The organism is Pseudomonas saxonica (assembly GCF_007858365.1).
In the GTDB taxonomy this organism is placed as follows: domain Bacteria; phylum Pseudomonadota; class Gammaproteobacteria; order Pseudomonadales; family Pseudomonadaceae; genus Aquipseudomonas; species Aquipseudomonas saxonica.
On sequence record NZ_VFIO01000001.1, the window covers coordinates 1,041,899 to 1,061,179 of the forward strand.

The 19,281-nt window shown below is 56.5% G+C and carries 18 protein-coding genes; 3 read left to right on the forward strand and 15 right to left on the reverse strand.

Annotated features, from left to right (window positions below; all coding sequences use genetic code 11):
• Positions 1-84: 84 nt before the first annotated feature.
• The 3 genes from guaB to FJD38_RS04845 all read right to left on the reverse strand — a co-directional run bounded on the left by guaB (position 85) and on the right by FJD38_RS04845 (position 3,190).
• Positions 85-1,554 carry an IMP dehydrogenase gene (guaB, locus tag FJD38_RS04835; protein WP_122784829.1) on the reverse strand — a complete coding sequence of 490 codons (1,470 nt, stop codon included), beginning with the start codon at positions 1,552-1,554 and terminating at the stop codon, positions 85-87.
• 227 nt (positions 1,555-1,781) lie between these two features.
• Entirely contained in the window at positions 1,782-2,330 is a 549-nt protein-coding gene (locus FJD38_RS04840; RefSeq protein WP_146384155.1) for a sugar ABC transporter ATPase, read from the reverse strand.
• A gap of 116 nt (positions 2,331-2,446) precedes the next feature.
• Complete coding sequence (locus FJD38_RS04845) at positions 2,447-3,190, reverse strand: sulfite exporter TauE/SafE family protein (protein WP_146384157.1); 744 nt, start codon at positions 3,188-3,190, stop codon at positions 2,447-2,449.
• 79 nt (positions 3,191-3,269) lie between these two features.
• Here FJD38_RS04845 and xseA point away from each other — a divergent pair, with 79 nt between their 5' ends.
• From xseA to leuA, 3 genes are all read left to right on the forward strand, one after another.
• Positions 3,270-4,649 carry an exodeoxyribonuclease VII large subunit gene (xseA, locus tag FJD38_RS04850; protein ID WP_146384159.1) on the forward strand — a complete coding sequence of 460 codons (1,380 nt, stop codon included), beginning with the start codon at positions 3,270-3,272 and terminating at the stop codon, positions 4,647-4,649.
• Positions 4,650-4,652: 3 nt separating this feature from the next.
• A complete protein-coding gene (locus FJD38_RS04855) occupies positions 4,653-5,477 on the forward strand; it encodes a M23 family metallopeptidase (protein WP_146384161.1) in 825 nt (274 codons plus the stop codon).
• A gap of 346 nt (positions 5,478-5,823) precedes the next feature.
• Positions 5,824-7,503, forward strand: a complete 1,680-nt coding sequence (gene leuA / locus FJD38_RS04860) for a 2-isopropylmalate synthase (protein ID WP_122784832.1) — start codon at positions 5,824-5,826, stop codon at positions 7,501-7,503.
• Between the two features lie 177 nt (positions 7,504-7,680).
• Here the strand turns inward: leuA and FJD38_RS04865 are convergent, their stop codons facing one another.
• From FJD38_RS04865 to iscX, 12 genes are all read right to left on the reverse strand, one after another.
• Positions 7,681-8,472 carry an amidohydrolase gene (locus FJD38_RS04865; RefSeq protein ID WP_146384163.1) on the reverse strand — a complete coding sequence of 264 codons (792 nt, stop codon included), beginning with the start codon at positions 8,470-8,472 and terminating at the stop codon, positions 7,681-7,683.
• Positions 8,460-9,608 (reverse strand): pyridoxal phosphate-dependent aminotransferase, encoded by a 1,149-nt coding sequence (locus tag FJD38_RS04870; RefSeq protein WP_146384165.1) that lies wholly within the window; start codon positions 9,606-9,608, stop codon positions 8,460-8,462. Before FJD38_RS04870 ends, FJD38_RS04865 begins: the two co-directional genes overlap by 13 nt.
• 123 nt (positions 9,609-9,731) lie before the next feature.
• On the reverse strand, positions 9,732-11,201 hold the full coding sequence (gene der, locus FJD38_RS04875) for a ribosome biogenesis GTPase Der (RefSeq protein ID WP_122784835.1): 1,470 nt from the start codon (positions 11,199-11,201) through the stop codon (positions 9,732-9,734).
• 138 nt (positions 11,202-11,339) lie between these two features.
• A complete protein-coding gene (gene bamB / locus FJD38_RS04880) occupies positions 11,340-12,491 on the reverse strand; it encodes an outer membrane protein assembly factor BamB (RefSeq protein ID WP_146384167.1) in 1,152 nt (383 codons plus the stop codon).
• Positions 12,484-13,125: a YfgM family protein gene (locus tag FJD38_RS04885; RefSeq protein ID WP_122784837.1), complete on the reverse strand. Its 642-nt coding sequence runs from the start codon at positions 13,123-13,125 to the stop codon at positions 12,484-12,486. The genes bamB and FJD38_RS04885 overlap by 8 nt, the downstream gene beginning before the upstream one ends.
• Positions 13,126-13,166: 41 nt before the next feature.
• The gene (gene hisS / locus FJD38_RS04890; protein WP_122784838.1) at positions 13,167-14,456 is read right to left on the reverse strand and encodes a histidine--tRNA ligase; all 1,290 of its coding nucleotides are present in this window, start codon (positions 14,454-14,456) and stop codon (positions 13,167-13,169) included.
• A gap of 22 nt (positions 14,457-14,478) precedes the next feature.
• Positions 14,479-15,588 (reverse strand): flavodoxin-dependent (E)-4-hydroxy-3-methylbut-2-enyl-diphosphate synthase, encoded by a 1,110-nt coding sequence (gene ispG, locus FJD38_RS04895; RefSeq protein WP_122784839.1) that lies wholly within the window; start codon positions 15,586-15,588, stop codon positions 14,479-14,481.
• Between the two features lie 3 nt (positions 15,589-15,591).
• Positions 15,592-16,608 (reverse strand): RodZ domain-containing protein, encoded by a 1,017-nt coding sequence (locus FJD38_RS04900; RefSeq protein ID WP_146384169.1) that lies wholly within the window; start codon positions 16,606-16,608, stop codon positions 15,592-15,594.
• Positions 16,608-17,366: a type IV pilus biogenesis/stability protein PilW gene (pilW, locus tag FJD38_RS04905; protein WP_122784841.1), complete on the reverse strand. Its 759-nt coding sequence runs from the start codon at positions 17,364-17,366 to the stop codon at positions 16,608-16,610. The genes FJD38_RS04900 and pilW overlap by 1 nt, the downstream gene beginning before the upstream one ends.
• A gap of 12 nt (positions 17,367-17,378) precedes the next feature.
• Positions 17,379-18,527: a dual-specificity RNA methyltransferase RlmN gene (rlmN, locus tag FJD38_RS04910; protein WP_122784842.1), complete on the reverse strand. Its 1,149-nt coding sequence runs from the start codon at positions 18,525-18,527 to the stop codon at positions 17,379-17,381.
• A 28-nt stretch (positions 18,528-18,555) separates the two neighbouring features.
• Positions 18,556-18,981, reverse strand: a complete 426-nt coding sequence (ndk, locus tag FJD38_RS04915) for a nucleoside-diphosphate kinase (protein WP_010457859.1) — start codon at positions 18,979-18,981, stop codon at positions 18,556-18,558.
• 93 nt (positions 18,982-19,074) lie between these two features.
• Entirely contained in the window at positions 19,075-19,275 is a 201-nt protein-coding gene (gene iscX, locus FJD38_RS04920) for a Fe-S cluster assembly protein IscX (protein ID WP_032879605.1), read from the reverse strand.
• Positions 19,276-19,281 lie beyond the last annotated feature (6 nt).

Below are 19,281 nucleotides of genomic sequence, written 5' to 3' on the forward strand. Positions count from 1 at the left end.
TTCAGAAACGACACGGGGCTGAATCAAACAGCCCCGGTGATTTAATTCGTATCGCACCCGGGTTTGGCCCGAATGCGATCACTATCAACCTACGCGATAGTTAGGTGCTTCTTTGGTGATCTGCACGTCGTGGACGTGGGATTCAGCCATGCCCGCGCCAGTGATACGCACGAACTCAGGCTTGGTACGCATTTGCTCGATGTCGGCGCTGCCGGTGTAACCCATCGAAGAACGCAGACCGCCCATCAGTTGGTGAATGATCGCTGTCAGCGAGCCTTTGTACGGCACACGACCTTCGATGCCTTCCGGCACCAGCTTCTCGGCACCCGCGGACGAGTCCTGGAAGTAACGGTCGGAGGAACCTTGGGATTGCGACATCGCACCCAGTGAGCCCATGCCGCGATAGGCCTTGTACGAACGGCCCTGGAACAGCTCGATCTCACCCGGCGCTTCTTCAGTACCGGCAAACATCGAGCCCATCATCACGCACGATGCACCGGCAACGATAGCCTTGGACAGGTCACCCGAGAAACGGATGCCGCCGTCAGCGATCAACGGTACGCCCGTACCTTCAAGGGCAGCGGCCACATTGGCAATGGCGCTGATTTGTGGAACGCCAACACCGGCAACGATACGTGTGGTGCAGATCGAGCCTGGACCGATACCGACCTTAACGGCATCAGCGCCGGCTTCGGCCAGTGCCAGAGCGGCAGCGCCCGTGGCGATGTTGCCGCCAATGACCTGAACGTCAGGGAAGTTCTGCTTGACCCAACGTACGCGGTCGATAACGCCTTTGGAGTGACCATGCGCGGTATCCACTACCACCACATCAACCCCCGCAGCCACAAGAGCAGCAACGCGATCTGCAGTGTCTTTACCCGTGCCGACCGCAGCGCCTACGCGCAGACGACCTTGATCATCCTTGCTGGCCAGCGGGTACGCCTTGGCTTTTTCGATGTCGTTGACGGTCATCATGCCTTTGAGGGCAAATTTGTCATCAACGATCAGTACGCGCTCAATGCGGTGCTTGTGCAACAGCTCGCGGGCTTCGTCCTTGTCGGCGCCTTCCTTGACCGTGACCAGACGCTCTTTAGGCGTCATCACTTCACGAACAGTGGCTTCCAGACGGTTCTCGAAACGCACGTCACGGGACGTCACGATGCCGACCAGGTCGCCATTGTGCAGTACAGGAACGCCGGAGATATTGTGCTGGCGGGTCAATTCGAACAGTTCACGAACAGTAGCGTCAGCTTCGATGGTGATCGGTTCTTTAACCACACCGGCTTCGTAACGCTTAACTTTGCGTACTTCGTGAGCTTGCTGCTCGATGGTCATGTTCTTGTGAATAATGCCGATACCGCCTTCCTGAGCCATGGCGATTGCCAGACGGGCTTCAGTTACGGTGTCCATTGCGGCGGAAACCAGCGGAATATTCAGTTCAATGCCACGGGTCAAACGAGTCTTAAGGCTGACTTCGTTCGGGAGAACCTCGGAATAACCGGGGACGAGAAGGATGTCATCGAATGTGAGTGCTTCTTGGCTGATACGCAGCATCGCTGGGGCTCCCGAGCGGGAAAATGGAAGCGCGCCATTGTACTTAAAACACCTGACTCTCTCAACGGAAACCTTTAGAGAGTTTTGCGCTAAGGGTCAATGATTTATTGACTCTGCGGACAGCTAGCCCACCTTTGACGCTGGCGAAGGCCGAGAAAGGTAATGCGCAGCTTTCAGGTAAGGGGTTGCTGCGCACCCCTTCACAGCCTCAGACAGCGACTACAGGCTTACAACTCTACCTTCACCCACGCCACCGGCTGATCCAGCCAGTCGGCAAATTCATCAAGGAAACTTTGCTTGAACCCCGCTTCAGCCCAGTTGTTGAAAATAAACCCCAGATTGGAAAACGCACACGGCTGCAAAAAAAGAAAACCGTTGATGTCATCTTCGTGGGCGCACAGCGGGCACGTGAAGTTGTCGGTACGCCCCGGCATCCAGTCTTCAAGGCTTTCGAACAAGGCTTCACCGACTTCTTTACGGCATTCAGCGCAACCGGCTTCTTCAAGAAAGCCCTTGGCCGGGGTATAGATGCAGCGCTTGGTGATGATTTCAAGACCATTGACCGCCTCACCAAAAGGCAAGGCCTCAGGGTGCAACACCACACTGGCAGCACCGGGAGCGATGGCGTAAGCCATGCCATTGCCGGTTCGGCCACAGGTGGTCAGCTCTTGTTCGATGATGTTCTTGCGCACCAGCCAGCGCACGATAGCCCGGGCACGAGGCTCATGAACCGGCAAGGTTGAGATTTTAGGAACGATGATGCTTTGCGAATTCATGGGTATGGCACATATGGATAAGAGCAAATTCTGTATCCGGTCGTCGCAGCCACAGGCTGAGAGCCGTTTCGCGGATCGCAGCCTGCGGCAGTGAATACAGGATTAGGCCGCGCAGTTTAACTCAGGTAGCGCACAATCAACGCAATCCCGCTGACCAGTACCAACCAGGTGACCAACCGCACAAAGGCTTCCCGGGACAATTTGCGGGTCAACCGTCGGCCAATCCACAATCCAAGTGCCATGGCTGGCAACAAGCAGGCAGCGAGCAAGAGCAACGTCCCATCGGCGTACACCCCCGCGATCACAAACAGGCTCAAGCGCACCACGGTGCTGCAACTGATTAGCGCACTTTGGGTGGCGCGGGCGGCGTCTTTGGGCAAGCGTGAATTAAGATAAAGCGCATACAAAAACCCGCCACTACCGAACAGGGCGCCAAACAATCCACCCGTGATACCCGTGGGAATGGCCCAACCGGCAGCGACCTGTTTCGGCTTGACCTTAACGGCCAGGCTGTACAAAGCGTATGCGGTGATAAAAAGCCCCATCAACAGCAGTAACACGTCGGACTTGAGGTTGAGCAGGAACACCACGCCGACCACACAACCCACCGCCATGCACGGCAACAATCGCAGCAGTTCCGAGCGGGCCACGTCACGGCGCGAGGGCAGCCAATTGCCAAATGCGGCGACAAAATCCAGCAATACCAACAACGGAATAATTTTTGAAAGGGGCAGGCACAGGATCAAAATCGGCCCGGCCACCAATGCAGTACCAAAACCCGCCACACCGAACACGATATAAGCCAGCGCAATAGTCAGCTCAAGCAACACCCACTCACTGCCGGTAAAAGGCAACTCCATTGCACACTTTCCTTATTTTTAGTGTCGCGACTTTAACCAGACCGTGCAGTCATCACAATCCACCCTTATGATGGCCGCCATGATTAAAGATCCCTTTGCACGACTCAACCTCGACCGAGAAGTCCTGACCGTCAGCCAACTCAACGGCCGGGCGCGGGTCCTGCTCGAAGACGTGTTCAGCAACATCTGGGTAGAAGGCGAGATCTCCAACCTTGCCCGCCCGGCCTCTGGCCATGTGTATTTCACGCTCAAGGACAGCGGCGCCCAAGTGCGTTGCGCGCTGTTTCGCAACAATGCGGCGCGGGTGCGTCAGGCGCTAAAAGACGGCCTTGCGGTCAAAGTGCGCGGCAAGGTTTCACTGTTTGAAGGCCGCGGGGATTATCAGTTGATCCTCGACACCGTAGAGCCTGCCGGTGATGGCGCATTGCGCCTGGCGTTCGACGCGCTGAAAGAAAAACTCAGCGCTGAAGGCCTGTTCAGCGCTGAGCGCAAGGTCGCCCTGCCCGCCCACCCAAAGCGCATCGGTATTGTCAGTTCGCCTACGGGGGCGGTGATCCGCGACATCATCAGCGTCTTCCGTCGCCGCGCGCCGCACGTTGAATTGACCCTGATCCCCACCGCCGTGCAAGGCCGCGAAGCCACCGCACAAATTGTGCGAGCGTTGACACTCGCCGATGCGCGAGGTTTTGACGCGCTGATTCTGGCCCGCGGCGGCGGTTCGCTGGAAGACCTGTGGTGTTTTAACGAAGAAGCCGTGGCCCGAGCCATTGATGCATGCATCACACCTATCGTCAGCGCTGTTGGCCACGAAACCGATGTTTCAATCGCTGACTTTGTGGCGGACGTCCGAGCCCCGACGCCTTCAGCGGCTGCCGAGTTGCTGGCCCCCGACTCGAGCGACCTGCAACGGCGTATCGACAGCCTTCACCGCCGCTTGGTGATGCGCATCCGCGATCGTCTGATGCGTGATCGCCTGCGTCTCGACGGCTTGGCACGACGCCTGCGCAACCCCGCAGAGCGCTTGCGCCAGCAATCACAGCGCCTGGATGATTTGGACATGCGCATGCGTCGGGCATTCGAACGCAACCTCAATACACGCCGCGAACGCCTTATCCGCCTCGAAACGCGTTTGGCCGGTCAGCATCCGGGCCGTCAACTGGCTCTGTTGCGTCAACGCCTGGACAGTCTGGCCGAGCGCTTGCCACGCGCCATGCGCGAAGGGCTGAAGTCGCGCCGCCTGCAGCTGCAAACCCAAATGCAAACCCTGCATGTGGTCAGCCCCTTGGCCACGCTGGGCCGGGGTTACAGCATTTTGCTCGATGAGCGCGGCAACGCCATCCGCAGCGCCGCACAAACCCAAAATGGCCAGCGGTTGAAAGCCAGGCTAGGCGAAGGCGAACTGCAAGTTCGGGTTGAAGACAACCATCTCACGCCTGTCACCCTCTCATTATTGGATTGATCCATGCTGCGCTTTATCTCTGCACTGTTTTTGCTGTGCCTGACCCTGAACGCCAACGCTGCTGACAGCTATATCACGCGCTTGCTGAATAAGCCGGTGCCGGGCGGGGTAGCCGTAATTGAGCTGGGAACGGGTGCACAAGCGCCCAAGGCATCCTTTGAAGGCAAACCCGTTATGGTGATTAAAGAGCAGGACACCTGGCGGGCCATTGTCGGCATACCACTCACCGTCAAGCCTGGAATCCAGCAGATCACTACGGGCGGGCGCGAGCTTAACTTTACGGTGGGCACCAAGAAGTACCCGGAACAACGCATCACCTTAAAAAATCAGCGTCAGGTCAACCCCAACCTGAATGACATCAAGCGCATCGACAACGAACTGGCGATCCAGATCAAGGCCTACCGTACCTTCAGCCCTAACACGCCAAGCAATCTGCTCCTCGATAAACCCGTTAACGGGCCGCTGTCGAGCAAGTTCGGCGTTCGTCGATTCTTCAATGGCGAAGAGCGCAACCCGCACGCAGGTCTCGATTTCGCCGTGCCGGCGGGCACTCCCATCAAGACCCCGGCAGCGGGAAAGGTCATCTTGATCGGTAACTACTTTTTTAACGGCAACACTGTATTTGTCGACCACGGCCAAGGCTTCATCAGCATGTTTTGCCACATGTCGAAAGTGGATACAAAGGTCGGCCAGCAACTGGCGCGTGGCGATGTGGTGGGCAAAGTAGGCTCCACCGGCCGTGCCACGGGCCCGCATATGCACTGGAACGTCAGCCTCAATGATGCCCGGGTTGACCCGGCCATTTTTATCGGCGCCTTCCAACCCTGACAGCGCCGCCAAAGGGATGACCATCAGCAGCACGCACTGCTGGACATCCCTTTAAGCCCTGCAATAAAAACAACCACCAGACAATATTCGCGCAATAAAAGCTCGAATAACGCCAACATCCGGGCATTTCTCTCAATATTATTTAGCTGCTTGCCATCTTCCCTCCCGCAGGGTTAGGGTTGAGGCCATGAATAGCTCTCACACCCTCATTCTGCAACGCCAACATCGCAGCCTTTGCCTCGTCAGTGCACGACTGCAAAGCTAGTCGCGGTGCCTCGCCCCTTATGCTTTGTATTTCTTCAGCAAGCCGCTCATTAATTGCGACTTGTACAAAAAGGATTGCCTGATGACCATGCTCAAAGACCCGTCTTCCAAATACCGCGCCTTCCCGGTTATTAACTTGCCTGACCGCACCTGGCCGTCGAAAACCATCACCAAAGCGCCGATCTGGTGCAGCTCCGACCTGCGCGACGGCAACCAGTCGCTGATCGAGCCGATGGATGCGGTAAAGAAGCTGCGTTTCTGGAAGACGCTGGTGAGCGTAGGCGTGAAAGAAATCGAGGCATCGTTCCCGGCAGCATCGCAAACCGACTTTGACTTCGTGCGCACCTTGATCGAAGACGGGCATATCCCGGACGACACCACCATCCAGGTGCTGACCCAAGGCCGTGAAGACTTGATCGCTCGCACCTTTGAGTCGCTGCGCGGCGCAAAGAAAGCCATTGTCCACCTGTACAACGCGACCAGCCCGGCGTTCCGCCGCATCGTGTTCAACCAGGACAAAGAAGGCATCAAGGAAATTGCCGTCAGCGCGGCCAAGCTGTTCGTCAAATATGCGGCTCAACAGCCTGAAACTCACTGGACGTTCGAGTATTCGCCTGAAACGTTCAGCGCCACCGAGCTGGAGTTCGCCAAGGAAGTGTGCGACGCGGTGATCGAGGTGTGGAACCCGACTCCCGAACACAAAATGATCCTCAACCTGCCTGCGACCGTTGAGTGCGCCACGCCGAACATTTATGCCGACCAGATCGAGTGGTTCGGTCGCCATATCAATCGCCGTGACAGCGTGCTGATCAGCCTGCACACCCACAATGACCGTGGCACCGGTGTGGCCGCCACTGAATTGGGCCTGATGGCGGGTGCCGATCGCGTTGAAGGTTGCCTGTTCGGTAACGGTGAACGTACCGGTAACGTCGATCTGGTGACTGTGGCTTTGAACATGTACACCCAGGGCCTGAACCCTGAACTGGATTTCTCCGACATCGACGGCGTGCGCAAAGTCGTTGAAGAGTGCAACCAGATTCCGGTGCACCCGCGACACCCGTACGTGGGTGATTTGGTCCACACCGCATTCTCTGGCTCGCATCAGGACGCTATCCGCAAAGGTTTCGCCCAGCAAAAACCGGATGGCCTGTGGGAAGTACCGTACTTGCCCATCGACCCGGCAGACATTGGCCGTAGCTATGAAGCAGTAATCCGCGTGAACAGCCAATCCGGCAAAGGCGGGATTGCCTACCTGCTGGAACAGGAATACGGCATCAGCTTGCCGCGCCGCATGCAGATTGAATTCAGCCAGGTCGTTCAGCGCGAGACTGATCGCCTGGGCCTTGAAATGACTGCACAACAGATTCACAACTTGCTGCGCAGTGAGTACTTGCAGGCCAATACGCCTTACGCACTGGTCAGTCATCGTCTTCAGGAAGAAAACGGCCACAGCGCGGTAGAGGTCGAAGTGTCCGCCAAAGGCGACGGTGAAACCAATCTGCGCTGGAGCGGCAAGGGTAATGGCGCACTGGAAGCGCTGGTGGCCGGTCTGCCGGTTAAAGCAGAGATCATGGATTACAACGAGCATGCGATTGGCGCGGGCACTAATGCCAAAGCTGCGGCCTACATTGAGTTGCGCGTGAATGGTGAACGCGCAGTGCATGGCGTGGGCATTGATGAAAACATCACCACCGCCAGCTTCAAGGCCCTGTTCAGCGCCCTGAACCGCTCGCTGAGCGAAAGCGAGGCTAAAGCCGCGTAAAGCAGTGCTAGTATGGCAAAAGGCCCCAAGGTGCGAACCTTGGGGCCTTTTGCGTATTGGCTGACAGAAAACCCTCACCCTAGCCCTCTCCCAGAGGGAGAGGGAACTGATTGCGAGATGCTGTGGCTTTTAGTCCCCTCTCCCTCCGGGAGAGGGTTAGGGTGAGGGCAAGCCTCGCTACCGAAACTCGAATGTATCGGCGTCCATATAGGCCGGAAAGCGCTCTCGGTAAGCCGCCAGTTCAGCCGCATTCAGGCGAACTTCAAACACCCCATCACCCTCCCCCGCACTGAGCAACGACTCCCCTTGAAAGTCGAAGACATGGCTGTCGCCGGTATAGACCAAACCTTTACCGTCTGTTCCCACCCGGTTGACGGCTGCGACGTAGCACAAGTTTTCAATCGCACGTGCAGGCAGCAAGCGGTTCCAGTGCAAACGACGCGCACCCGGCCAGTTGGCGGTGTACAGCAACAAATCAGTGTCGTGAGGGTCACTGCTCCACACCGGGAATCTCAGGTCGTAGCAAATCAACGGACGAATACGCCAGCCTTTGACTTCAAACTGCACCTGACGCTCGCCCGGGGTGAAATGCTCATGCTCACCCGCCATGCGGAACAAATGGCGCTTATCGTAGTGCAGCACTTCACCATCGGGGCGGGCCCACAACAGGCGATTACGATGGCTGCCATCAGCCGCTTGTACGATGATGCTTCCAGTCACGACCGCATTAAGCCTTTTCGCCTGCTTGACCATCCAGGCCTGAGTAGGCCCGTGCTCAGGCTCTGCCAGCGTTTCTGACTCCATGCTGAAGCCCGTGGTGAACATCTCCGGCAACACCACTAGATCAGCGCCTTTGGCTTGCTCCAGCAGCTCTTCAAAATGCTCGAAATTGGCCTGACGGTCATGCCAGACCAGCGTGGTCTGAACCAACGCAACGGTTAAATCGGATAATCCACTTAGATCACGCATAGTTTTTCTGCTGCTTCACGCAGCGTCTCCTCGCGTTTTGCAAAACATAAACGAACCAGCCGCTGCCCTTCAGGCGGGGTCTGGTAGAACACCGACACCGGAATCGTCGCCACACCGTGCTCACGGGTTAGCCATTCGGCCATGGCGACATCATCAAGGTCGGGACGAATTCGAGAGTAATCGACCAGTTGAAAATAGGTCCCTGCCACGGGTTTGAACGTAAAACGCGACGGGCTCAGCAAATCACAAAACAGATCGCGCTTGGCCTGATAGAACCCCGGCAGCTCTTCTACATGCTCGGGATGAGCTTGCATAAAATCTGCCAACGCATACTGCAAAGGCGTCACTCCGCAAAAACTGACGTACTGATGAACCTTGCGCAACTCAGCTGTCAGGGCCGGCGGCGCCACGACATAACCCGTTTTCCAACCAGTAACGTGATAAGTCTTGCCGAACGAGCTGACCACGAATGCACGATCGTACAGCTGCGCATGCGACAAAACACTGACATGGGGCACGCCGTCGTACACCAGGTGCTCATACACCTCGTCGCTGATGAGGTAAATGTCACGGTTTTCGATGAGCTTGGCCAACTGATCCAGTTCGGCCCGAGTAATGAGCGCACCGCTTGGGTTATGCGGGCTGTTGAGGATGATCATGCGCGTACGCGGGCTCAGCGCCTCTTCAAGCTTTTGCCAGTCAATCGAAAAATCACCCAGCCCTAATTGCACATGCACACATCGGCCACCGGCAAGTTCAACCGAGGGCTCGTAGCTGTCGTAACAGGGATCAAAGACGATCACTTCGTCACCCGCATGAATGACCGCCTGAATCGCGCAAAAGATGGCTTGGGTCGCGCCGGGAGTAATCGTGACTTCGCTGTCGGGATTGACCTGAACACCGTAACTGCGGGCAATCTTGGCTGCTACTTGCTGACGTAGGGCAGGCAAGCCGGTCATGGGGGAATACTGGTTGTGACCATTGCTGACATGGCGGCCAACCGCGTCACGCAGGGCTTGCGGCCCATCAAAGTCAGGAAACCCCTGAGACAGGTTCAGAGCGCCGGTCTCGGCCGCGAGCTGCGACATGCGTGTGAAGATGGTGGTGCCGACATTCGGCAGCTTGCTGATAATCATGGCCGTTCCCTGTTGAGTTCCCGGCACTGACTGCGGCACAGGACTCAACGAGAATAGCCCAAACGCCGGAGACGAAAAAGGGTCCATTAGGACCCTTTCTCATTACGCTAAAACGTGCTGCTATCAGCGCTTGTCTTTGCGATTTTTCTCGGCTTTCTTGTGGTGCGACATCATGCGGCGTTTCTTGTTGACCTGACGGTCGGTCAGCGAGTTCTTGTTGCCTTCGTACGGGTTCTCGCCACCTTTGAACTCGATGCGGATCGGCGTACCGACCAGTTTCAAGACACGACGGTAGGTGTTTTCGAGATAACGGACGTAAGACTTCGGAACCTTCTCAACCTGGTTACCGTGAATCACGATAATCGGCGGGTTAGCACCACCCAAGTGGGCATAACGCAGCTTGATCCGGCGGCTGTTAACCATCGGTGGCGCGTGCTCGCTGACCGCGTCTTCCAGAATCTGGGTCAGACGGTTGGTCGGCCAGCGCGTTACTGCCGACTTGAAGGAATTCTGCACCGACTGGTACAGGTTACCTACGCCAGTGCCATGCAACGCCGAGATAAAGTGAATGTCAGCAAAGTCGACGAAGAACAAGCGACGCGTCAGCTCAACCTTCACGAACTCTCGCTCGCTCGGGGTCATGCCGTCCCACTTGTTGATCGCTATAACCAGTGCACGACCGGCCTCAAGCGCAAAGCCCAACAAGTTAAGGTCATGGTCTACCACGCCTTCACGGGCATCCATTACAAAGATCACCACGTTAGCGTCTTTGATCGCCTGCAAGGTTTTGACCACGGAGAACTTTTCAACTTCTTCGTGGATCTTGCCGCGCTTGCGCACACCGGCGGTGTCAATAAGCGTGTATTTCTCGTCATTACGCTCAAACGGGATGTAGATACTGTCACGCGTGGTACCCGGCTGGTCGTACACGATCACCCGGTCTTCACCGAGCATGCGGTTAACCAGGGTCGATTTACCGACGTTAGGGCGACCAATGATAGCGATCTTGATACCGTCTTTTTCGCTTGGGCCAGGAATGCGCTTGGCTTCCTCACCCTCGAGAACGATTTCTTCTTCGCCGTCGACCGGCTCTTCTTCGTCACGCGGGAAGTTGCTCAAGGCAATTTCCAGCATTTGCGTGATACCGCGACCATGAGCACCAGCGATTGGAATCGCATCACCCATGCCCAACGGTGCGAACTCGGCGCGAGCCATGTCCGGATCGATGTTATCGACCTTGTTGGCAACAACGTAAGAACGCTTGTTACGCTTACGCAAGTGCTCGCCGATCATCTGGTCAGCGGCGGTGAAACCCGCCTTCGCATCTACCAGGAACAGAACAACATCTGCTTCTTCGATCGCCAGCAGGGACTGCTCGGCCATCTTTTCGTCCATACCGTGCTCGTCACCGGAAATACCACCGGTGTCGACCAGAATGTAGGAACGCCCTTGCCACTTGGCCTCACCGTATTGGCGATCACGGGTCAGACCGGACAAGTCGCCGACGATTGCGTCGCGAGTCCTGGTCAGGCGGTTGAACAAGGTGGACTTGCCGACGTTAGGTCGGCCCACCAGGGCGATTACGGGAACCATGCGGCTCTCCACTTCGTTATTTCAGAAAATACAAAAGCCGCAGCAAGGCTGCGGCCAGAGTTCGGAACAGCACATATGTGCCGCGAGCCTTGCCAGAGCAAGGCTGCTTGAAACCCTAGAGTCTCAAGCATAGACGCCTTAGCGAATGGTCAGGGCTTCCAGTTTGCCGCTGTTACCAAACACGTAAATCATGTCACCGACCACCAGCGGACGTGCCCGAAGGCCATCACTGTCTACGCGAGTACGGCCAACGAAACGACCATCAACCTGACTGAGCAGGTGCAGATAGCCTTCCATGTCGCCGACTGCCACGTAGCTGGAGAACACTTCTGGTGCCGACAGTTGACGGCGGGCCAGAGCATCGTTGCTCCACAAGGCAGTGGTCGAGCGTTCATCAACGCCTTCAACCGTACCGGACGCCAGGCTGACGTAGACGTTGCCAAAGCCCTGCGCGACACCGGCATAGCTGGAAGCATCACGCTGCCAGAGCACGCGACCGCTTTCCAGTTCCAGTGCTGCCATGCGGCCCTGGTAGCTCGCTACATACAGCGTGCCGCCGGACAACAGCAGACCGCCGTCAATATCAACGATGCGCTCCAGCTCCGAGCGACCTTGCGGTACGGCCACACGCTGCTCCCATACCGGCACACCGGTCTGAGTATCCAGCGCAACGACTTTACCGGTCGACAGACCTGCAACCGCCAGGTGATTGGTGACCAGCGGAGCACCGGTGCCACGCAAGGTCAGAACACCTGGCGTGCTGTCGTAGATCCAGCGCTGATCGCCTGTCGAGGCATCCAGGCCAATCAGATGATCGTCCTGGGTCTGAACCACAACGATATCGCCGTTGGTTGCAGGCGGAGCCAGCACTTCGCTATTAACGCGTGCACGCCATTTCTCTTCACCGTTGCTGGCATCCAGAGCAATGACATCACCCTGCAAGGTACCCAGCAGCACCAGACCATAGCCCAGACCTACTGCGCCAGAAACAGGCTGATCGAGGTCTTTTTTCCACTGAACGTCACCGTTCATGCGATCAAGAGACATCACTACGCCCGTCACATCAGCGGCGTAGATGTTATTACCTTCAACCGCTGGCACCAGCATGTTATAGGTTTTGCCCTGACCGTCACCGATCGAGCGATCCCACTGCTTTTGCAACACGACTTCTTCTTTGAAGTCGGTCAATTCAGCCGGTGGAAGTTCTTTTTTGCTGTTACTGCTGCAACCCGCGGCCAAAACGACCAGAGCCAGCAATGCCGCATGTTTCCATCGAATCACTTCACGCATCCCCTTTGGCCAGGTCGTCCAGCTTGATTTGTAAGCCACCGACCGCGGCTTCATCCGACAGCGCGGCTTTAGCTTTTTCGTAGGCGGCACGTGCGTCGTCAGTACGGCCCTGCTGAACCAGCAGGTCGCCTTTCAATTCTTCACGGCTGGCCAGGAATGCCTTGTCCGAATCACCTTCAAGCAGTTTCAAGGCATCATCAACTTTGCCTTGTGCTGCCAGAACTTGAGCCAGACGCTGACGTGCAACTTCACCCAGCGTTGGGTTGGCCGGCTTGTCGACAATGACTTTCAGCTCAGTGGCTGCGTCGTCGAGTTTGCCATTGTCCACGGCCACTTTGGCCACGAACAACCCGCCAAATTGTGCGTAGGCGGAACCTGCGTATTCGCCTTTCAACTTGTTGGCCAGATCAGCCACACGTGCCACATCGGGCTTACCGTCAGGCGTGAGTGTGGTTTCAAGCAACTGCTGATAGAGAACCGACGCACCTTGCGACTGATTCGCCTGATATTTGTGCCATAGCTGCCAGCCCGACACCACAACCAGCGCAAGCAAGCCGCCAGTCAGCAGGGGTTTGCCGTTACGCTGCCACCAGTCTTTCAACTCGCCCAGCTGTTCATCTTCGTTACTCGACACCCCAACACTCCTTATTCGCTAAATCGGCTGTTTTTACAGCTTCAACCCTGCACAACGCAGGTGGCCAAGTGCTCAGCTAGAGCATCCCAGGCAATCGTTTGTTGTTCGCCCTGGCCACGCAGAGGTTTGACACCTACCACTTGCTGGGCCAATTCGTCGTCGCCCAGAATCAGTGCGTACAGCGCACCGCTTTTGTCGGCTTTTTTAAACTGGCTTTTGAAACTGCCGGCGCCAGCATTGATCTGCAAGCGCAGGTTCGGCAACTGATCACGAACCCGTTCGCTCAAGGCCAAGGCAGCCAGTTCGGCGGCCTCACCAAACGCGCACAGGTAAACGTCCACCTGACGCGCCAGTTCTTGCGGGATTTGTTCAAGCGTTTCGACCAACAGGATCAGACGCTCGATGCCCATTGCAAAACCAACACCCGTGGTCGGTTTGCCGCCCATTTGCTCGACCAGACCGTCATAACGGCCGCCCGCGCAGACAGTGCCTTGAGCGCCCAGCTTGTCGGTGACCCATTCAAATACGGTTTTGCTGTAGTAATCGAGGCCACGAACCAGCTTGGGGTTGATCACGTAAGGGATACCGGCAGCATCCAGACGTGCCTTCAGCCCTTCGAAATGCACACGAGACTCTTCGTCGAGGTAATCCACGAGCTTGGGTGCATCGACCAGTACAGCCTGTGTATCGGCGTTCTTGGTATCAAGCACACGCAGCGGGTTGGATTTCAAACGACGCTGGCTATCTTCGTCAAGCTCGCTCAAGCGCGAGGACAGGTATTGCACCAGCGCCGCACGATAGCGAGCGCGGGCCTCACTGGTACCCAGGCTGTTGAGTTCGAGCTTGACCGCATCACGGATGCCCAGCTCGCCCCACAGACGCCAGGTCAGCACGATCAACTCGGCATCGATGTCCGGCCCATCCAGGTTGAACACTTCAACCCCAATCTGATGGAACTGGCGATAGCGACCTTTCTGCGGACGTTCGTGGCGGAACATCGGACCGATGTACCACAACTTTTGAACCTGACCACCGCCGGTGATCCCGTGCTCAAGTACTGCACGCACGCACGCCGCCGTGCCTTCAGGACGCAAGGTCAGCGAATCGCCGTTGCGGTCCTCGAAGGTGTACATCTCTTTTTCGACGATATCTGTCACTTCGCCGATGGAGCGTTTGAACAGTTCGGTGAACTCGACGATAGGCATGCGAATTTGCTTGTAACCGTAGTTATCCAGCAAACGCGATACCTTGCCCTCGACGTAACGCCATACAGGTGTCTGGTCGGGCAGAATGTCGTTCATGCCACGAATGGCTTGCAGAGACTTGCTCACAAAAAGTCCTTAATTCGTTTGATTAGCCGCGCGCGATAACCGCTGCGTCAGCTTCGACCTTTTCGGCCGCCTTCTGGCGAATCAGCTTTTCGAGCTCATCCACCAGATTTTCATTCGTTAATTTCTGCGACGGCTTGCCGTCGATATAAATCAGGTTGGGCGTTCCGCCAGTCAGACCGACATGGGCCTCTTTGGCTTCACCGGGGCCGTTAACGACACAGCCGATCACAGCGACATCCAATGGCACCAGCAGATCTTCGAGGCGCCCTTCCAGCTCGTTCATGGTTTTAACCACGTCGAAGTTCTGGCGCGAACAGCTTGGGCACGCAATAAAGTTAATGCCACGCGAGCGCAAACGCAGGGATTTCAGGATGTCGTAACCAACTTTGACTTCCTCAACCGGGTCTGCTGCCAACGAGATGCGGATAGTATCGCCAATTCCCTCGGCGAGCAGCATACCTAGGCCGACAGCAGATTTCACTGTGCCCGAACGTAAACCGCCGGCTTCGGTGATACCCAAGTGCAGCGGCTGGACAATTTCTTTGGCCAGCAAGCGGTAGGCTTCAACGGCCATAAACACGTCGGAGGCCTTTACGCTGACCTTGAAGTCCTTGAAATTCAGGCGTTCAAGGTGTTCAACGTGACGCAATGCCGACTCTACCAGCGCAGCAGGGGTCGGTTCGCCGTACTTCTTTTGCAGGTCTTTTTCGAGCGAGCCGGCGTTAACGCCGATTCGGATTGGAATACCGCGATCACGGGCAGCATCAACCACAGCACGCACACGGTCTTCGCGACCAATGTTGCCCGGGTTGATTCGCAAGCAGTCCACACCCAGCTCGGCCACGCGCAGCGCGATCCGATAGTCGAAGTGGATGTCAGCAACCAATGGCACTTTGACCAATTGCTTGATACGGCCAAACGCTTCTGCTGCATCCATATCGGGTACGGAAACCCGCACGATATCGACACCCGCAGCTTCCAGACGATTGATTTGCGCAACGGTCGCAGCGACATCATTGGTATCGCTGTTGGTCATGCTCTGTACAGCAATAGGGGCATCGCCACCGACTGGCACCGAGCCGACCCAGATTTTGCGCGATTCGCGACGTTTGATTGGTGATTCGCCGTGCATGACTTATTGACCTAACTTCAGGCGAGCAGTCTCGCCACTGGTGAAAGGAGCGACATCTACCGCCTGACCGTTGTAGGTCACTTGCGCACCACGGGCAAAGCCCAGTCGCAAACTTAGAGGCGGCTTGCCGCTCACTTCAAGATTATCGCCTTTGCGCTTCAGGCCGCCGAACAACACTTTACCCGTGGCGTCGGTGACTTGAGTCCAGCAATCTGCGCTGTATTGAACTGCAACCTTGCCAGCACCGGCTACCGGTGCGCTTTCAACCGGAGCAACTGCGGGCGCCACAGGCGTGGCAGCAGGCGTTGGCGCGACAGGTGCTGCAGGAGCAGGCAGAACAGCCGTGGTAGATGCAGCAGGAGCAGCGGGTGCGGTTGTGGTTGTGGAGGCGGTAGCGGCAGGTTCAGACGCCAGCGGCAGTGCCAACTGCGAACTCTGATCTGGCTGCGTCGTGGTTTGAGCCTCGGCCGCAGACTCTGCCTCAACCTTGGCTTCAGCCACAGCCTGATCTTCCGGCTCGTCGAGCGGGTGGATCTGGGTGGTGCCGTCAGCGCCTTCAACTTCCACGTGTTCCGGGGCCAGGCCAATCAGGTCTTTGGCGCGCATGGACGTTTGGTCCTGCCACCAGATAAAGCCTCCGCCGATAACAGCGATCAGCAAGAGCAGGCTGACAATACGCAAGATGGTGTGCGAAATACGCACCGGCTCTTCAATACGACCAAGGCTATGCACATTGCTGCCGTTGGCATCTGTCCCGGTGTAGAGATCAAACTCATGCACCAGCGCAGTCTGGTCCATACCGAGCAATTTGGCATAGGCGCGGATATAACCGCGGGCAAAGGTATGCCCTGGCAGCTTGTCGAACGCACCCGCCTCAAGATTACTCAAGGAGCTGGCCGTCAGATTGAGCTTCATGGCGACTTCAGCCAACGTCCAGCCATTATTTTCACGGGCCTGACGCAAGGTCTCACCAGGATTGACACGAGTCGCTGCTAGAACTTCGGGTTGCGCCGCTTTCATCATTGCTCCGACAGGTATTGCTGATATTCCGGCGTACCGGGATAGAGTCTTTTTAGTTGCTGACCATAATTGGCTGTTGAAGTACGCTCGTCGAGAACATCTGCCAACCGCGCACCGAGCAATAGACTACGTGCATTTTGCCCGCTAAGCAGGCTAAAACGATCGTAAAAGTCACGTGCGGGCACATAATGCCTGTCTTCGTAAGACAACTCAGCCATTTCGAGCAGTGCGCGGGGTTGCCGAGGGTTCAAACGCAGGGCTTTTTCGAGCTGCTGACGGCCCGAGTCACGCTGCCCTAACTTGAGTGCAGTAATCCCCAGGTTCTCGTAGATGCGCGATCGTTCAGGATAGAGAGGGTCCGCCAGCGCTTTTTGGAAGTACGTACTGGCTTCTTGGTAGCGCTGTTGTTCAAACAGAAAGCTGGCGTAATTGTTGAGAATGCGCGAGTCATCAGGCCGCCGGTTCAACGCCGTGCGAAATGCCTGCTCAGCCAGCTCAAACTCCATTTCAGACTGAAAAACCAATGCCAGGGCGGCTTGGGTGTCAGGGTCAGTCTTGTCGAGTTCGAGGGCTTTACCCAAAGGTACTTTGGCCTGCTCTGCCATACCCTGCTGAAGATAACCGAGCCCCAGCTGTACATAAGCCTCACGCGCTGCATCACGCCCTTTGTCGCTGTTCATCGGGTTTGAGCTACCCGATGAAACGCAGCCAGCTATAAAGCCGACCCAAACGACACACAGCGCAGCGCGCAGGATCATGAATGTCCTCTCTCAGGGCGCAGAGGCAGCGTTAGGCGCTGAGTCGGCATCGGCATTGAGCTCACGTGCCGCAATCAGGCGCGAGCTGCGACGGGTGCGGTCATTGACCTGCCCCACCAACTGCCCACATGCCGCGTCGATATCTTCGCCGCGCGTCGTACGCACAGTCACGTTGTAACCCGCCTGTTGCAACAGCTCCTGAAAACGGCGAATGGCGTTGTTGCTTGGACGCTCGTAACCCGAATGCGGGAACGGATTGAACGGGATCAGGTTGATCTTGCACGGCGTGTCTTTGAGCAACTCGATCATTTCACGCGCGTGGTCGACATGGTCGTTCACGTCTTTGAGCAAGGTGTACTCGACGGTCAACACGCGCTTCTCGCCCAAGGTCGCCATATAACGACGGCAAGAATCAAGCAGCATGGCCAGCGGGTACTTCTTGTTGATGGGCACCAATTGACTACGCAGTTCGTCGTTAGGTGCGTGCAGCGACAATGCCAGAGAGACATCGATGTGCTTGGCCAGCTCATCGATCATCGGCACTACGCCCGAGGTAGACAAGGTCACCCGGCGCTTGGAAATGCCGTAGCCCAAGTCATCCATCATCAGTTGCATGGCACTGATGACGTTGTCGAAGTTCAGCAGCGGTTCACCCATGCCCATCATCACCACGTTGGTGATGGCGCGGTCGATGGTTGCCGGAACACTGCCGAAGGATTTGTTGGCAATCCACACCTGACCGATTACTTCGGCGGCGGTGAGGTTGCTATTGAAGCCTTGCTTGCCGGTGGAGCAGAAACTGCAATCCAGGGCACAGCCAGCCTGGGACGAAACGCACAAGGTGCCGCGTTTGCCCGAGGGAATGTAAACCGTCTCGACGCAGCTGCCGGACTCTACACGTACCACCCATTTACGGGTGCCATCGCTGGAGATGTCCTCGCTGACGACTTCAGGCCCACGAACCTCAGCAATAGCCTTGAGCTTGTCGCGCAAGGCCTTGCTGACGTTAGTCATGGCGTCGAAATCATCGACGCCAAAGTGGTGAATCCACTTCATGACCTGACCGGCACGGAAACGCTTCTCCCCGATTGAGTCGAAGAATTTCTCCATTTCCGGTTGAGTCAAACCCAACAGGTTGGTTTTGCCAGTCGTTGCAATCATGTCTTCACCCTCACTCACAAGCCAATACTTAGCGAGTGGTTACTTCAGTAGCTGCGAAAAAGTAGGAGATTTCGCGTGCAGCAGCGGCTTCCGAGTCGGAACCGTGAACAGCGTTAGCGTCGATGGAATCAGCGAAATCAGCACGGATAGTGCCAGCAGCTGCTTCTTTAGGGTTAGTAGCGCCCATCAGTTCGCGGTTCAGAGCGATAGCGTTTTCGCCTTCCAGAACCTGAACAACAACAGGACCGGAGATCATGAAAGCAACCAGGTCGCCGAAGAAACCACGAGCGCTGTGCTCAGCGTAGAAGCCTTCAGCTTCTGCTTTGGACAGTTGCTTCATTTTCGAAGCTACAACCTTCAGGCCGGCTTTTTCAAAACGAGTGGTGATCTCGCCAATAACGTTTTTTGCAACAGCGTCAGGCTTGATGATGGAGAAAGTGCGTTGAACAGCCATGGTGTAACTCCAGAAACAGTGATTTAAGCGAAAAATTAAACCCGCGAATTATACGCGGGTTCTGGGGTATTGCATAATTGCGTAGTTACAAGCTTAGTCGGCTTCTTCGATCCACAACCCCTGAATGGCTTCGAGAACCTTCTCTCCGCCACGATCCGGGATGTCATCAAAGTCCGGCAGCGCCATTACCAGATTGCGCAGCTTGACGAAGTTCACGGTCAGAGGATTAACCTCCGGGTGAGCTTCAGCCAGTTGTATGGCGATTTCTTGCACATCAACCCATTTAAGGCTCATGACAAT